The sequence below is a fragment of the Paraburkholderia ginsengisoli NBRC 100965 genome, from assembly GCF_000739735.1.
Lineage (GTDB): Bacteria > Pseudomonadota > Gammaproteobacteria > Burkholderiales > Burkholderiaceae > Paraburkholderia > Paraburkholderia ginsengisoli.
Genome location: NZ_BBJF01000003.1, coordinates 48,162 through 63,455, shown reverse-complemented (window position 1 = coordinate 63,455; position 15,294 = coordinate 48,162). Strand labels below are relative to the sequence as shown.

Annotated in this window: 15 protein-coding genes; 9 read left to right on the top strand and 6 right to left on the bottom strand. The window is 64.3% G+C overall.

Going from position 1 to position 15,294, the window contains the following annotated elements:
- Window positions 1-49 precede the first annotated feature (49 nt).
- Window positions 50-931 carry an EamA family transporter gene (locus BGI01S_RS01330; protein WP_042321371.1) on the bottom strand — a complete coding sequence of 294 codons (882 nt, stop codon included), beginning with the start codon at window positions 929-931 and terminating at the stop codon, window positions 50-52.
- Between the two features lie 177 nt (window positions 932-1,108).
- On the opposite strand from BGI01S_RS01330, the gene BGI01S_RS01325 reads away from it, so the two are divergent.
- A complete protein-coding gene (locus tag BGI01S_RS01325) occupies window positions 1,109-1,984 on the top strand; it encodes a pirin family protein (protein ID WP_042321368.1) in 876 nt (291 codons plus the stop codon).
- A 119-nt stretch (window positions 1,985-2,103) separates the two neighbouring features.
- Window positions 2,104-2,952, top strand: a complete 849-nt coding sequence (gene trxA / locus BGI01S_RS01320; protein ID WP_042321366.1) for a thioredoxin — start codon at window positions 2,104-2,106, stop codon at window positions 2,950-2,952.
- A 155-nt stretch (window positions 2,953-3,107) separates the two neighbouring features.
- Here trxA and tcdA read toward each other — a convergent pair whose 3' ends face one another.
- Complete coding sequence (tcdA, locus tag BGI01S_RS01315; protein WP_042321362.1) at window positions 3,108-3,965, bottom strand: tRNA cyclic N6-threonylcarbamoyladenosine(37) synthase TcdA; 858 nt, start codon at window positions 3,963-3,965, stop codon at window positions 3,108-3,110.
- A gap of 223 nt (window positions 3,966-4,188) precedes the next feature.
- Between tcdA and pdxH the strand changes: the two genes are divergently transcribed.
- The 3 genes from pdxH (at window position 4,189) to BGI01S_RS01300 (ending at window position 7,636) form a co-directional block, all read left to right on the top strand.
- Window positions 4,189-4,830, top strand: coding sequence for a pyridoxamine 5'-phosphate oxidase (pdxH, locus tag BGI01S_RS01310; RefSeq protein WP_042321359.1), 642 nt, complete (start codon window positions 4,189-4,191; stop codon window positions 4,828-4,830).
- A 141-nt stretch (window positions 4,831-4,971) separates the two neighbouring features.
- The gene (locus BGI01S_RS01305) at window positions 4,972-6,186 is read left to right on the top strand and encodes an SAM-dependent methyltransferase (protein ID WP_042321356.1); all 1,215 of its coding nucleotides are present in this window, start codon (window positions 4,972-4,974) and stop codon (window positions 6,184-6,186) included.
- A gap of 70 nt (window positions 6,187-6,256) precedes the next feature.
- On the top strand, window positions 6,257-7,636 hold the full coding sequence (locus tag BGI01S_RS01300) for a DUF72 domain-containing protein (RefSeq protein ID WP_042321354.1): 1,380 nt from the start codon (window positions 6,257-6,259) through the stop codon (window positions 7,634-7,636).
- 261 nt (window positions 7,637-7,897) lie between these two features.
- Here BGI01S_RS01300 and msrA read toward each other — a convergent pair whose 3' ends face one another.
- On the bottom strand, window positions 7,898-8,446 hold the full coding sequence (msrA, locus tag BGI01S_RS01295; RefSeq protein ID WP_042321351.1) for a peptide-methionine (S)-S-oxide reductase MsrA: 549 nt from the start codon (window positions 8,444-8,446) through the stop codon (window positions 7,898-7,900).
- 257 nt (window positions 8,447-8,703) lie between these two features.
- On the opposite strand from msrA, the gene BGI01S_RS01290 reads away from it, so the two are divergent.
- Entirely contained in the window at window positions 8,704-9,213 is a 510-nt protein-coding gene (locus BGI01S_RS01290; protein ID WP_042321347.1) for a flavin reductase family protein, read from the top strand.
- A gap of 154 nt (window positions 9,214-9,367) precedes the next feature.
- On the opposite strand, the gene BGI01S_RS01285 is transcribed toward BGI01S_RS01290, so the two are convergent.
- Window positions 9,368-9,883, bottom strand: a complete 516-nt coding sequence (locus tag BGI01S_RS01285) for an Lrp/AsnC family transcriptional regulator (RefSeq protein ID WP_042321345.1) — start codon at window positions 9,881-9,883, stop codon at window positions 9,368-9,370.
- 130 nt (window positions 9,884-10,013) lie between these two features.
- On the opposite strand from BGI01S_RS01285, the gene kynB reads away from it, so the two are divergent.
- The 3 genes from kynB to kynA all read left to right on the top strand — a co-directional run bounded on the left by kynB (window position 10,014) and on the right by kynA (window position 12,960).
- Complete coding sequence (kynB, locus tag BGI01S_RS01280) at window positions 10,014-10,652, top strand: arylformamidase (RefSeq protein WP_042321342.1); 639 nt, start codon at window positions 10,014-10,016, stop codon at window positions 10,650-10,652.
- Window positions 10,653-10,736: 84 nt separating this feature from the next.
- Window positions 10,737-11,987, top strand: coding sequence for a kynureninase (kynU, locus tag BGI01S_RS01275; protein WP_042321339.1), 1,251 nt, complete (start codon window positions 10,737-10,739; stop codon window positions 11,985-11,987).
- 10 nt (window positions 11,988-11,997) lie between these two features.
- A complete protein-coding gene (gene kynA, locus BGI01S_RS01270) occupies window positions 11,998-12,960 on the top strand; it encodes a tryptophan 2,3-dioxygenase (protein WP_042321338.1) in 963 nt (320 codons plus the stop codon).
- Window positions 12,961-12,993: 33 nt separating this feature from the next.
- Here the strand turns inward: kynA and BGI01S_RS01265 are convergent, their stop codons facing one another.
- Window positions 12,994-13,731, bottom strand: coding sequence for an SDR family oxidoreductase (locus BGI01S_RS01265; protein WP_042321336.1), 738 nt, complete (start codon window positions 13,729-13,731; stop codon window positions 12,994-12,996).
- Window positions 13,728-15,272 (bottom strand): FGGY-family carbohydrate kinase, encoded by a 1,545-nt coding sequence (locus tag BGI01S_RS01260; protein ID WP_042321334.1) that lies wholly within the window; start codon window positions 15,270-15,272, stop codon window positions 13,728-13,730. Before BGI01S_RS01260 ends, BGI01S_RS01265 begins: the two co-directional genes overlap by 4 nt.
- Window positions 15,273-15,294: the final 22 nt, after the last annotated feature.

The window sequence follows — 15,294 nt, the reverse complement described above, 5'->3', positions numbered from 1 at the left end:
TGATGCAATGAACAACGGCCGCTCGATGCGGCCGTTGTTCATGATGCGCTCAACGCGCCGGCATCAACCGCTGCACGACCCACCCGCCGAACACGTTCACCGCAAGGCCTGCCATCACCAGCAACGCGCCGCCAATCTGCACCGCCGTCAACTGCTCATCGAGCAACAGCGACGCCGACGCCAGCCCGACGATCGGCACCAGCAACGAGAACGGCGCGACCTGGCTCGCCGGATAGCGCGACAGCAGGCGGCTCCACAAGCCGTAGCCGAGCAACGTCGCGATGAACGCGAGATACACGATCGCGAAGATCGACATCGCGCTGATGCCCGTCAGCGCGGCCACGATTTTCTGCGGCCCCTCGAACAGATACGACGCGGCGAAGAACGGCAGCGGCGGAATCAGACTGCCCCACACCACCAGCCCGACCAGATCGACCTTGCCGAGTTTCTTCGTGACGATGTTGCCGAGCGCCCACATGCACGCGGCGCACAGCGTCAGCACGAAACCGGCGACGCTCATCGAGTGCCCGCCTTGCAGGCCGATGACCGCGAGCCCGCCCGCCGCGATCAGCAAGCCCACGACGTTCGGCGCGCAAAAGCGTTCATGCAGGAACAGCGCCGCGAAGATCAGCGTGAAAAACGCCTGCGCCTGCAGCACCAGCGACGCGAGTCCCGCCGGCATGCCGACGTACATCGCCGAGAACAGAAACGCGAATTGCCCGAACGAGATCGTCGCGCCGTACGCGAGCAGCCAGCGCCATGGCAGATTCGGGCGCTTGACGAAAAACACCGCCGGCACCGCCGCGACCGTAAAGCGCAATGCGCCGAGCAGCATCGGCGGCACACCGTGCAGGCCCACCTTGATCACGACGAAGTTGACGCCCCACGCGAGCACCACCACGAGCGCGAGCAGCAAATCCCTGGGCGACATCCCGGTCTCCGATTGATTGTTTAATCCGGCAGTTTAGCGGAGGCGGCAGCGCGGCGCGGCCGCGCATCCTACGGGTTCCCGCAGCGCCGCTGTGTCGCGAGCCGTCGGCATGGCGCGCTGCGCAGTAGAATCGTCTATTAAACCAAATCTCACCGATTATTCCAGCCGAGCCCGCCCATGACTTCCTCGATCAAAGCAGTCCTCAAACCGCATCTGCGCGACGTCGGCAGTCTGACCGTGCGGCGCGTGCTGCCCGCCATGGCGGCGCGCCTGATCGGCCCGTTCATCTTCTTCGACCACATGGGCCCCGCGACGCTCGAACCCGGCGTCGGCCTCGACGTGCGGCCGCATCCGCACATCGGCCTCGCCACCGTCACCTATCTGTTCGAAGGCGCGATCATGCACCGCGACAGCCTCGGCTCCGAGCAGAAGATCGTCCCCGGCGACGTCAACTGGATGACTGCGGGACGCGGCATCGTGCATTCCGAGCGCACGCCCGCCGAAGACCGCGCGAGCGGCCTGACGATGCACGGCATCCAGACCTGGGTCGCGCTGCCGCTCGCGGACGAAGAGGTCGAACCGTCGTTCGCGCATCACGCCGCGGACACGCTGCCGGTCGTCGAGCGCAACGGCGTTTCGCTGCGCGTGATCGCGGGCACGGCCTTCGGCGTGGAGTCACCGGTCGCGACGTTCTCGGGCACGCTGTACGTCGCCGCGGAGTTCTCGCCGGGCGGCGCGTTCGCGCTCGAACCGGAACACGAGGAACGCGGCGTGTATCTGGTCGACGGCGACCTGGAGATCGACGGCACGCCGCTCGAAGCCGGCCAGATGGCGGTGCTCGCGCTCGACGAAACGGTCACGCTCGCCAGCACGCACGGCGCGCGCGTGATGCTGCTCGGCGGCGAGAAGCTGGATGGCGAGCGCTTTATCGAATGGAATTTCGTCGCCAGTTCGCGCGAGAAGATCGAGGCCGCGAAACTCGCGTGGACGAATCAGGAGATGGGCCACGTGCCCGGCGAGACCGAATGGATTCCGCTGCCGGCACGTAAATGAGCGCAAAGGAGCACGTATCGGGCGCAATGAGCGACGACCGGACCAAGCCGGCGCCCCGCATTGAATCCACGCCGTTCGGCCCCAATTAAAGACAAACTGTTTTTATCGACGAGGAAGCAATGGACACCACTCTGGCCACTTTTGAACAGGACGTCATCACGGCGTCGACACTGGCCCCCGTGCTGGTCGATTTCTGGGCGCCGTGGTGCGGCCCCTGCAAGAGCCTCGGCCCGATGCTGGAAAAGCTCGAAGCCGAAGCGGCCGGCAAATGGAAGCTGGTGAAGGTCAACGTCGACGAGAATCAGGAACTGGCCGCGCACTTCCAGGTGCGCAGCATTCCGCACGTGGTCGCTTTCGCCGACGGCCAGCCGGTCGATCAGTTCATCGGCGTGTTGCCCGAAGGTCAATTGCGCGAATTCCTCGAGCGGCTCGTGCCGCAAGGCGCGGATGCCGCGCGTCTCGAAGCGCAAACCGCGTTGGCCGAGGGCCGCCGCGAAGACGCGTACGACGCGCTACAAGCCGCCCTCGCGTACGACCCGGGCTTCGACGAAGCGCGCATGGACCGCATCGAACTGCTGCTCGAAGACAACCGCATCGACGAGGCGCGCAATGAAGTCGATCTGCTGTCGCCGAAAACGACGCAAGGCATCGACGTGCGCTTTAACGCAATCAAGACGCGCCTCGACGCAGTGGATGCCGCCGCGGACCTGCCGCCGACCGATGCGCTCGAAGCCAAAGTCGCAGCCGCTCCCGACGATCTCGAAGCGCGCTTCGATCTGGCCAGCGCGTTGATCGCGCGCCGCAAATATGGTGAAGCGCTCGAACACCTGCTGGCGATCGTGCAACGCGATCGCACGTTCCGCGACGATATCGGCCGCAAGACGATGTTGTCGGTGTTCGATCTGGCCGCGCATCAGCCGGAGCTGGTGTCGCAATGGCGACGCAAGCTGAGCGCATTGCTGTACTGATTCATTGATTAAGCGAGCTTCGGGCGCGTCACGGCACATGCGGCCGCCGCGCCCTAATGCCCGCCAATGTGTGCTGAATGCACGCTGAATGCGCCGCGCATTGCTCGCGTCCCTGCCTTTGAATACGGTGCGCGTTTTCCGCGGCGCTCAACGCTTCACGTCACCGCCTGCTTCGCCAACGCCCGCAACACATGCGCGGCCGCTGCGAAACCGAAGCTCGCGGTCACGCACACGCTCGAACCGAATCCCGCACAGTTCAATCCAACCGGTCCCGTGTGACCCGGCGACGTGCTGACGTGCTCGGCTTCCTCGTCGATATCGCAGACGGCGACTTCCGGGTAGATCAACGGCTCGTCGGAATACACCGCGCTCACCTTGAACTTCGCCTTCGGCCCGCGAGGAAAACCATGCTGTTTGCGCAACTGGCCACGCACTTTCGACAGCAGCGGGTCCTGGATCGTCAGCGCGAGATCGTCGATGCGAATGCGCGTCGGGTCGAGTTGGCCACCCGCGCCGCCCACCGTGATCAACGGCTGATTGCGCTCCACACACCACGCGATCAGCGCGGTCTTCGTGCGCACGCTGTCGATCGCGTCGATCACGTAATCGAAACCGCCGCCGAGCGTGGCCGCGAAGTTGTCCGGCTCGACGAAGTCCTCGATCAGCCGCACATCGCAATACGGATTGATCGCGGCGATGCGCTCGGCCATCGCTTCGACTTTCGGCTTCCCGTAGTTGCCGTCGAGCGCATGGATCTGCCGGTTCGTGTTGCTTTCAGCAACGTTGTCCAGATCGATCAGCGTCAGCGTGCCGACCGCGCTGCGCGCGAGCGCCTCGGCGACCCACGACCCCACGCCGCCGATACCGATCACCGCGACATGCGCGCCTTCGAACGCGGCGAGCGCCGGCGCGCCGTACAGACGCGCGATGCCGCCGAAGCGCCGCGCGTGGTCGGCGGTTTCACTCCCGTCGAGGCTGGTAGTAAGATCGGATTGCGCGGCGGTGCTGGACATGGTGGCGGGGCTCGTTGGAAGACAGGCGAAACAGAAAGTGACGGCGCTCAGGCGTTCTGGCGTACTCAGCCCGTATTTTGCCTGAAGGCGTCGAGTGGGATCGACGCAGACGTGATGACGGTGAAGCGCGAAAGCCACGTATCTCCCGCGGTCTTGTCCTGGTCGCGCGCAAAAAATTAACTCCTTAGCTATACTTGTTGGACTGTAGCGTTCGCATAAGAACATGACCTCACTCGCCGAACTTCGAAAAAACTATTCGCTGGGTTCTTTGGACGTTGGCGATGTCGATCGCGATCCGATCCGTCAATTCGACACATGGTTTCAACAAGCTGTCGACGCCAAATTGCCCGAACCGAATACGATGACGCTGGCCACGGTCGACGCGCGCGGCCGGCCGTCGGCGCGCATCGTGCTGATCAAGGGCGTCGACGAGCGCGGCTTTGTGTTCTTCACCAATTACGAAAGCCGCAAGGGCCGCGAACTGGCCGCCAATCCGTACGCGAGCCTGCTGTTTTACTGGATCGAGCTCGAACGCCAGGTGCGCGTCGAGGGACGTATTGTCACAACGAGCGCGGCCGAAAGCGATACGTACTTCGCGTCGCGTCCGCTCGGTTCGCGTATCGGCGCGTGGGCATCGAATCAGAGTCAGGTGATTGAAAGCCGCTCGCAGCTCGAAACGCGCGAGCGCGAAATCAGCCTGCAATACGGCGACCAGCCGCCGCGTCCGCCGCACTGGGGCGGTTATCGTTTGGTCCCCGAAGCAATCGAATTCTGGCAGGGCCGGCCGTCGCGTCTGCATGACCGTCTGCTCTATGCACGCGCAAGCGAAAACAGCGACTGGCAAATCTCCCGCCTATCGCCTTGAATCGGAATATCACGTCGGCAGTGCGCCGCCAACGCAGCGGCGCGCGCCGGCCGGATCGCGTCTCGCGGTATGGGAGTTGCGCCGCACTGGGTCGCCATCCACACAAGCTTTGCTTTAATTCAACGGACACGGAGAGATCACATGTTCTGGGAGAAGAAGCTGGCGCAGTGGGTAGAAGACGTCAAAACCAAGGCTAACCTGCCTGCACGCCTCGTGCTGTGGGACGGCCAGCAACATGACTTCGGGCAGTTCGCCGCGCCCCAGGTCACGCTACATGTCAAAAGCGCGACGGCACTGCCCTATCTGCTCGAACCGAGCCTCGACAATCTCGGCGAGGCGTACGTGAAGGGCAAGATCGACATCGAAGGCAAACTGTCGGACATCATCAACATCGGCTACCAGTTGGCGCGCAATACCGTGACCAGCGCGGGCAAGCTGGCGCGCGTGCGGCGTTACTTCAATCACTCGAAGGCGTCGGACAGGAAGGCGATCCAGTACCACTACGATGTGTCGAACGAGTTTTACAGGCTGTGGCTCGACGAGAACATGGTGTACTCGTGCGCGTACTTCGAGAACGGCAATGAAGATCTCGCCACCGCACAGATCAAGAAGATCGATCACATCCTCACGAAAATCCAGTTGCAGCCGGGGCAGCGTCTGCTCGACATCGGATGCGGCTGGGGTGCGCTCGTGCTGCGCGCCGCGCAGAAGTTCGGCGCGAAGTGCGTGGGCGTGACGCTCTCGCAGAACCAGTTCAATCTCGCCACGGAACGCGTGAAGGCAGCGGGTCTGGAAGGCCAGATCGAAATCCGCCTGCAGGATTATCGCGACGTCGAAGGGCAATTCGATCGCATCACGAGTGTCGGGATGTTCGAGCACGTGGGCCGCAAGAATCTGCCGGGCTACTTCGAGAAGATCCGCGACCTGCTGGTCGACGACGGTATCGCGATGAATCACGGCATCACGTCGAGCGATTCGGACAGCGGCGAGACCGCGCTTGGCGGTGGCGAATTCATCGACCGCTATGTGTTCCCCGACGGCGAGCTGCCGCACATCAGCCTCGCGCTCGAAGCGATGCAGCGCGGCGGGCTCGAAGCGGTTGACGTCGAAAGCCTGCGCCGTCACTATGCGCACACGCTGGACCTGTGGGCGGAACGTTTCGAGGCGAATGCGGACGAAGCCCGCAAGCTGGTCGACGACGAAAAATTCCGCATCTGGCGCGTGTACCTGGCCGGCTGCGCGTATGCGTTCGAAACCGACGACGTGTCGATTTACCAGGTCGTGTGCCGCAAGGCCGGCCGCAGCGCGAAAACCTTGCCGTGGTCGCGCCGCTACATGTACGAAAAACCGCTGTGAGCCGGTTGCGCCGCGGCGAGTGCATGAGCGGACCGGCGCGGCGCAACTTTGAACAGCAGGTCGGACATCGATGGGCCAGAGCGGGATAAGCGAAGTTGAACAGCCAGTAAGCGGCTCGCGTGATGACGCCGATGGCGAAGCCGTGCAATTCGATCTGTTCGGGATGCCGGTGGAGCAGGCGGCCGGTGCGTCGACCACGGATGCGCGGGGTGGCAGGCCGCAGCGCGCGGCTGCTGAAGCGGACGCCGACGCCGCGCAGTCTTCCGCCGATGCTCGCGCCGCCGCGCCCGCAGCCACTGCACGCCCCGAGCGCCAGCGGCAACCGCGCACGAAACCCGGCGCTCGCGCCTCGCTCTGGCAGGAAGACGGTGCGCCCGATAACGCATCGCCCGCCACTTCCGACGCCTCATCCGCGCCCGCCGACGTCCCCAAAAAACGCCGCGCCCGCGAGATCCTGGCGGCCCCGCCGTCGCCCGGACTGCTCGCGCTCGCGGCCGAGTTGCCGCCGCAGATCCACCTAGGCACCTCGACGTGGTCGTTTCCAGGCTGGAACGGCATCGTCTACGGCGACGAATACAGCAACAGCAAACTCTCGCGCGACGGCCTCGCCGCCTATGGCGCGCATCCGCTGCTGAAGACGGTCAGCATCGACCGGTCGTTTTATCAGGCGCTGCCGGTCACCGACTACTTGCGCTACGCGCAGCAAGTCCCCGAGCATTTCCGCTTCATCGTCAAAGCGCCGATGACGATCACCGACGCCACCGTGCGCGCCGAACGCGGCGAACCGGTCTCGCTGAACCCGTGCTTCCTGAACGCGCAGATGGCGATCGACGAATTCGTCACACCCTGTCTCGAAGGGCTCGGCGCGAAAGCCGGAGCGCTCGTGTTCCAGCTTTCGCCGCTGCCGGACCAGATGCTCGCGCAGCCGGCAGTGTTCATCGAACGTCTCGCCGAATTCCTGACGGCATTGCCGAAGCTGCCGGACGGCACCTGCTACGCGATTGAAATTCGCGACGCTAGCCTGCTCACGCCGCGCTTTATCCGCACGCTGAAAACGACGGGCGTGCGGTATTGCGTGGGGATTCATGCGCGGATGCCGGACCCACTGCGCCAGGCCGCGGCGCTCGCGCTGCTGGACGGCGAGCCGGCCGGTCCGCTGATCGTGCGCTGGAGTTTGCACGGCGGCTTCAAATACGAACAGGCGAAGGCCAAGTACGAGCCGTTCAATCAGTTGGTCGATCATGACCCGGCCACGCGCGCGTCGCTCGCCGAGCTGGCCGCGCGCTACGCGCTGGCCGGCCAGCCCGTGGTAATCGCGATCAACAACAAGGCGGAGGGTTCGGCGCCGCTAAGCTGCGTGGAGCTCGCGCGGGCGATTATCGACGCGTATGCGCGCCAGGCTCACGAGCACGAGCATGAACAGCCGCGGCCGGATGAGTCGCAGCAGTAGCAGGACGAGGCTGACGAGCCAGGCGATGGCCCGGCTTAGGCAACGCGGTGCGACGGGACGCGGCAGACGGCCACACTTCAAGCCGTGCCGCTTCAAAGCGCCTCGACGTCGAGAATTCGCAGGCGCCCCTTCGCACGCGGACCGCAGCGCCAGCCCACGCCACTTTAGACCCCGGTCCGCCACGAAAAACAACGCGCTCAAAAAAACGGCCGCCCGCGCCGTGAAATCCGGCACCGGGCGGCCATCCCAGATCAAGCCGCCTCAACTCGCCTTGATCCGATGCGCGAACTTCTGACGAAATTTCGCAACCTTCGGCGCCACCACGAACGAGCAGTACCCTTGATTCGGATGCTGCGCAAAATAGTTCTGGTGATACGCCTCGGCCGGCCAGTAATTGCCGTCGAGCGGCAGCACCTGGGTGACGATCTGCCCGTCGTAAATCTGCTGTTCGCCGATCTCGCGGATCGCCTGAAGCGCCGTTTCACGCTGCGCGTCGGAATGGGTGAAGATGACCGACCGATATTGCGTGCCGACGTCGTTGCCCTGCCGGTTCAACTGGGTCGGATCGTGGATTGCGAAGAAAATATCGAGAATCTCGCGATAGCTGATCTTCGCCGGATCGAAGTCGACGTTCACCACTTCTGCGTGACCGGTCTCGCCATCACACACCTGTTCGTAGGTCGGTTCGCGGGTCTGGCCGCCCGCATAGCCCGACTCGACCGAATTCACCCCGTCGACGCCCAGATACACCGCCTCGAGGCACCAGAAACACCCGCCACCGAGGGTGGCGACTTCGCCTGTCTGACTCATGCTGCTCGCTCCTTGATACTGATAATCGGCCGATGCCGGCCCTGTTTCGCCGCAATGCTCGTGCCACGCGCGGGACTTTTTAGCTTAGCGGGTTTTCCACTGACCGGCGGAGGTCGCGGGCCCGTGCGCCGCGATTGCAGTTAAAATTGGGCCAAATCGACGATTTTCACTATGACTTTCGAATCAATTGTTTTCGACCGCGCGTGCTTCGGGTTCAGCCCGCCCCTGACCCGCTTCACGCCAGTGGCTTGCGCCCGATGAAGCGCGCCAGCCCGCCCAATTTCGACCAGACCGCCTTCAAACAGGCGCTCAGTCAATTCGCCACCGGCGTCACCGTGATTACGACGCGCGCCGAGTCCGGCCAGTTGATCGGCATCACGGCCAGCTCGTTCAACTCGGTGTCGCTCGATCCGCCGCTGGTGCTATGGAGTCTCGCCACGCGCTCGGCGTCGATGCCGGTGTTCCGCGCGAACAGCCACTACGTGGTCAACGTGCTGGCTGCGTCGCAGCTTGATCTGTGCAAACGCTTCGCGACCGTGAAGGGCGACCGCTTCGAAGGCGTGTCGCATGCGCAAGGCGACACCGGCATGCCGGTGCTCGACGGCGCGCTCGCGTGGTTCGAATGCCATAACCGCAGCCGCTACGAGGAAGGCGACCACGTGATTTTCGTCGGCGAAGTGGAGCGCTGCGGCGTGCATGAAAATGCGGCGGAGATCGCGCCGCTGGTGTTTCAGAACGGCCTGTTTCACGGTCTGAAGCCGCTCTGAAACTATAGCCGCATGGCGTGGGTGCGCCGCGCGCGAAAGACAGGCAGTGCAACGCGCACATGCGATCAGCGCCGCCTCGCCCGTGCGCCTGCTGAACCTGGTTATATCAGTCAGTCACGGAACCGGCCGCGCTTCGCGCCGCTTCATGCTGTCTTCACCGGTCGTTATGCGACGCGCCATGCCCGGCGCTTTTCTTCACCAGCGACACCGGCACGCCGGAATCTTCCTTCAACGTCTGCAGCACGATATTCGAGCGAATATCCATCACGCCCGGCGCCTTGTAGAGACGCTGAAGCACGAAATCCGAATAGTGTTTGAGGTTGTGCGCGAGCACGCGCAGCAGATAATGCGTCTCGCCGGTCACGACGAACGCGCCGACCACTTCCGGCCAGTCGCGTACCGCCTCCGCGAAGCGCTCATGCCAGTTCTCCTGGTCGTTGCGCATCGACACCTGCACGAACGCCTCCAGTTCGAAACCCAGCACCTCGCGGTTCAGACACGCGCGGTAATGCTCGATGACCCCCTGCTCCTCCAGCAGACGCAGGCGCCGTAGACAGGCCGATGGCGAGAGCGAGATGCGCTCCGCGAGATCCAGATTGCTGATCCGTCCTTCTTGCTGGAGCACCGTCAAAATACGGCAATCGGTGGCGTCGAGCGAGATCGCGTTCATATTCGGTCTCCCTTTCCCGTTTGAATCAAATTATGTTCCAAGACACGGCTCCGAAGGTGATTTTTTCGCAATCACATTTTGCGACAGGCCGCCTATCATTCCCGGATACCCACAATTCGCCGTTCGAGACATGCAGACACTCTGGGACATTACCCCCGCCGTCGATCCCGCCACGCCCGTCTGGCCCGGCGACACGCCGGTCGGCATCGAGCGCGTATGGCGCATGGAGGCGGGCTCGCCGGTCAACGTCGCGCGGCTGACGCTGTCGCCGCATACCGGCGCACACACCGACGCCCCGCTGCACTACGACGCGAACGGCGCGGCGATCGGCGAGGTGCCGCTCGATGCCTATCTCGGTTTATGCAGAGTGATTCATTGCATTGGCGCGTCGCCTGTTGTGACGCCACAACACCTGGCCGGCTCGCTCGATCATCTCCCGCCGCGAGTCTTACTACGCACTTACAGACAGGCACCGACGACCGCGTGGGACAGCGCGTTCTGCGCGGTCGCGCCGGACACGATCGATCTGCTCGCGGCGCGCGGCGTAAAGCTGATCGGCATCGACACGCCGTCGCTCGACCCGCAGGAATCGAAGACGATGGATGCTCATCACCGGATTCGCGCGCATCGGATGGCGATTCTCGAAGGCATCGTGCTGGACGCCGTCGCCCCCGGCGACTACGAACTGATCGCACTGCCGCTCAAGCTCACCACGCTCGACGCGAGCCCGGTGCGCGCGGTATTGCGCGCGCTGCCCGACGCGCGTTGAGCTTGCCCGAACTCACTGGATTCATCGAACACACCGAACCGGCCGGCCTCGCCGGCTCTCACTGACCCGACCGACGAAACCACCATGAACCACCGTAACGAAGCATTGGCGCTCGATAGCGCCGACCCGCTCGCGACGCTGCGCGACCAGTTCGCGCTGTCGCCGACCACTATCTACCTCGATGGCAATTCGCTCGGCGTGCCGCCGGCCGCCGCCGCGCAACGCGCGCAGACCGTGATCGCCGCCGAATGGGGCGAAGGCCTGATCCGCAGCTGGAATAGCGCCGGCTGGTTCGCGCTGCCGCGTCGCCTCGGCAACAAGCTCGCCCCGTTGATCGGCGCCGACGACGACGAAGTGGTCGTCACCGATACGATTTCGGTCAACCTGTTCAAGCTGCTGTCGGCGGCGGTGCGGGTCGCCAATGCGCGCGATCCGAAGCGTCGCGTGATCGTGTCCGAACGCTCGAATTTCCCGTCCGATCTGTACATCGCGCAAGGCCTGATCGAACAGCTCGACCGCGGCTATGAACTGCGCCTCGTCGACGATCCGTCCGAGCTGCCCGCCGCGATCGGCGACGACACCGCGATCGCGATGATCACGCACGTGAACTACCGCACCGGCTACATGCACGACATGGCCGCGCTGACCAAACTGATCCACGACAAGGGCGCGCTCGCGCTGTGGGATCTCGCGCATTCGGCGGGCGCGGTGCCGGTCGATCTGAACGGCGTCGGCGCGGATTACGCGGTCGGCTGCACGTACAAGTATCTGAACGGCGGCCCCGGTTCGCCCGCGTTCGTCTGGGTGCCCAAGCGCCATCAAAACGATTTCGCGCAGCCGCTGTCGGGCTGGTGGGGACATCGCGCGCCGTTCGAGATGAACCCGACGTACCGGCCTGACGACGGCATCGGCCGTTTCCTGTGCGGCACACAGCCGATGGTGTCGATGGCGCTGGTCGAATGCGGCCTGGACGTGTTCCTGCAAACCGACATGCAGGCGGTCCGCCAGAAGTCGCTCGCGCTGACCGATCTGTTCATCGAGCTGGTCGAAACGCGTTGCAGCGAGTTTCCGCTCAAGCTCGTGACACCGCGCGAGCACGCGCAGCGCGGCTCGCATGCGAGCTTCGAACATCCGCATGGCTATGAGGTGATGCAGGCGTTGATCGCGCGCGGTGTGATCGGCGATTACCGTGAGCCGCATGTGTTGCGTTTCGGCTTTACGCCGCTTTATACGCGCTTCGTCGATGTGTGGGACGCCGTCGAAACCTTGCGTGAGGTGCTCGCGCAGGAGACCTGGCGCGCACCCGAGTTCGCCGCTCGCGGCGCCGTGACCTGAGGAGCGCACGATGACCGATCACATGCGAACGCCGGGTTTGCCGGAAGAGCCCGTGGCGCAGGGCTGCCCGTTTGGACATGGGCGCGGCGGGGCAATGGCCGCCGCTTCGGCGGCTGGTTCGACCGCTGCTTCTTCCGCGACGACCGACTCCGACACCGGCTGGCACGACGCGCAGCTCGACTTCTCCGACTCGATGAGCTACGGCGACTACCTGTCGCTCGGCACGGTGCTGGACGCGCAGCATCCGTTGTCGCCGGATCACAACGAGATGCTGTTCATCATCCAGCATCAGACGAGCGAACTGTGGATGAAGCTGGCGCTATACGAGTTGCGCGCCGCACTGCAGGCCGTGCATCGCGACGAGTTGCCGCCCGCGTTCAAAATGCTCGCGCGCGTGTCGCGGATCATGGAGCAACTCGTGCAGGCGTGGAGCGTGCTCGCAACGATGACGCCGTCCGAGTACACCGCGATGCGGCCTTATCTCGGTAGTTCGTCGGGCTTCCAGTCGTATCAGTATCGGCAGATCGAGTTTCTGCTGGGCAACAAGAACGAGCAGATGTTGAAGCCGCACGCGCATCGCGCGGACGTGTTCGCCGAGGTGAAAGCATCGCTCGAAGCGCCGTCCTTCTATGACGAGGTGGTGCGTCTGCTCGCGCGTCGCGGGTTTGCGATTTCGCCGTCGAGGCTGGAGCGGGATTGGACCCAGCCCACCACGCACGATGCGTCGGTCGAAGCGGCCTGGCTGGAGGTGTACCGCAATCCGTCGCAGCATTGGGAGCTGTACGAGATGGCGGAAGAACTGGTCGATCTCGAAGACGCGTTTCGCCAATGGCGGTTCAGGCACGCGACCACGGTCGAGCGGATCATCGGCTTCAAGCAGGGAACCGGCGGCACGAGCGGCGCGCCGTATTTGCGCAAGATGCTGGACGTGGTGCTGTTTCCCGAGCTTTGGCATGTGAGGACGATGCTCTAGCCGGTTGCCGTTGCCGTGCTCGCGCGGCACGGCTCACCTTGCCGTATACCCTCCATCGATAGGCAAACACACCCCGCTAATCATCGATGCCGCATCACTGAGCAGAAACATGATCGGCGCGGCGACTTCGGCGGATTCCGCAAAGCGCCGCAACGGAATCGCCTGCAACGCCGGATCCCGTTTCGCGGGATCGCTCCACGCCTGCACCGCCATCGGCGTCAACGTGACGGTCGGATTCACGCTGTTCACGCGAATCCCGAACGGCCCCAACTCGATGCACAGCGCGCGCGTCACCGCATCGAGCGCCGCCTTCGACGCCGAATAACTCAAATGATCGTCGAGCGCGACGAGCGCCGCCTGACTCGACACGTTGACGATACTGCCCGCGCGTTTCGCGTCGATCATCCCGCGCGCGACGTGCTTGGCCACCAGCACCGCGCCACGCGTATTCACCGCCATCACGCGATCGAAACTCGCGCCGGTCGTATCCACCGCGCGTTCCAGCAACGCGATGCCGGCGCAATTCACGAGCCCGTCGAACGCATCGAGCGACGCCAGCGCATCGTCGATCGCGGCTTCGTCGCTGACGTCGAGCATCAAAGGCTCGCAGCCGGTTTCCTCGGCGAGACGCGCCAGTTCGTTCACGTTGCGCGCCGCCGCGACGACCGCCGCGCCCGATGCACACAATGCCTCGACGGTCGCGCGGCCAATTCCGCTCGATGCGCCCGTCACGAGAATCGAGCGGCCGGAAAAATCGAAGGTCGTAGTCATGATGATTGCAACCGATGCATGACCGGCTTCAATGCCGGATACAGGTCCGTATAAATGCCGAAGCGCGCTTCGTACACCGCCATCCGCCTCGCGTCGGGCTGCGCGCGTTCGATCAACGTGACCCAGCCGCCCTCGGCCGCTTCACGCTCGACCAGTCCGATACCGACCGCCGCGAGCAACGCTGCGCCCATCGCCGCTTCGACATCCTGTTCGATCGTGTAGACCGGATAGCCGGTGACGTCCGCGATGATCTGCATCCACAGGTCCGAATGCGCGGCACCGCCGACCACGATCAACTTGTCGTCGAGCGATTGCGCGCCTTTGCGTCCCGCCTCGATGTTGTGCTTCAGCGCGAACGTCACGCCCTCCAGCACCGCGCGATACAGATGCGCGCGCGTATGAAAGAGACTCAGCCCGACGAACGCACCGCTCGCCTTCGCGTCCCACACCGGACTGCGCTCGCCCATCAGATACGGCAGGAACAGCACGCCGTCCGAACCCGCCGGCACTTTGGCGGCGCTCTCTTCGAGCAGACGATGCGGGTCGCCATGCGGCGTCGCGCGCGCGGCTTCGATCTCCGCGTGACAGAACTGCTCGCGAAACCACGTGACCGACGCGCCTGCGGTAATTGCGCCGCCGAACACGTAGATATCGCGCTGCCCGTTGAAGACGTGAGGCATGCTGATCAACCCGTGCCGCGCGTCGACGCTCTGGTTGATATAGCCCCAGCACATGCTCGTGCCGATCATCGCGACGTGCTGACCCGCGCGCGTGACGCCGGCGGCGAACGTCGCCATCGCCGCGTCCACACCGCCGGCGACGATCGCCGTGCCCGCGTCGAGTCCAAGCTGCGCGGTCCACTGCGATAACAGCCCGCCCACCACATCGGACGATTCGACCAGCCGCTCCGGCATCATCGTCGCCGGAATGCCGAGCATGTCGAGCGCTTCGTCCGACCAGTCGCGCCTGCCGATGTCGTAGATGCCGCCGATGTTGCCCGCCGAACTGTGATCGACGGCCACCTCGCCGGTCAGCATGTAGATCACGTACGCGTTCGGCGGCAGGAAATAGCGCGTTTTCGCCCACACGTCCGGCTCGTGATCGCGCAGCCACAACATCTTCGTGTACCCGTAATAGCTGTCCACTCCGTTGCCGGTGATCGCGTACAGCCGGTCGAGATCGACGTTGTTGCGCACCCATTCGACCTGCGCGGTCGCGCGGCGGTCCATCCAGATCAGACACGGCGCGAGCGGCCTCATGTCGCTGTCGACGGGAATGCCCGAGCCGCCGTACAGACTGCTCACGCACAGCGCCTTGATCGAACTCGCTGCGATGCCGGCCTGCTTCGCGTCGTCGACACACGCGGCCACGCACTCCACCACCGCCTTCAACCACACGGCCGGCCATTGCTCGGCCCACAGCGGTTTGGGCGTATCCGGCTGATAGCTGGACGCATGCTGCGCGATGATCGCGCCGTGCTGATCGACCAGCAGCGCCTTCGTGCTCTGCGTGCCGATATCGACGCCGATGACGTAGTTCATACAGTCTCCGTTTGTGTGCGGC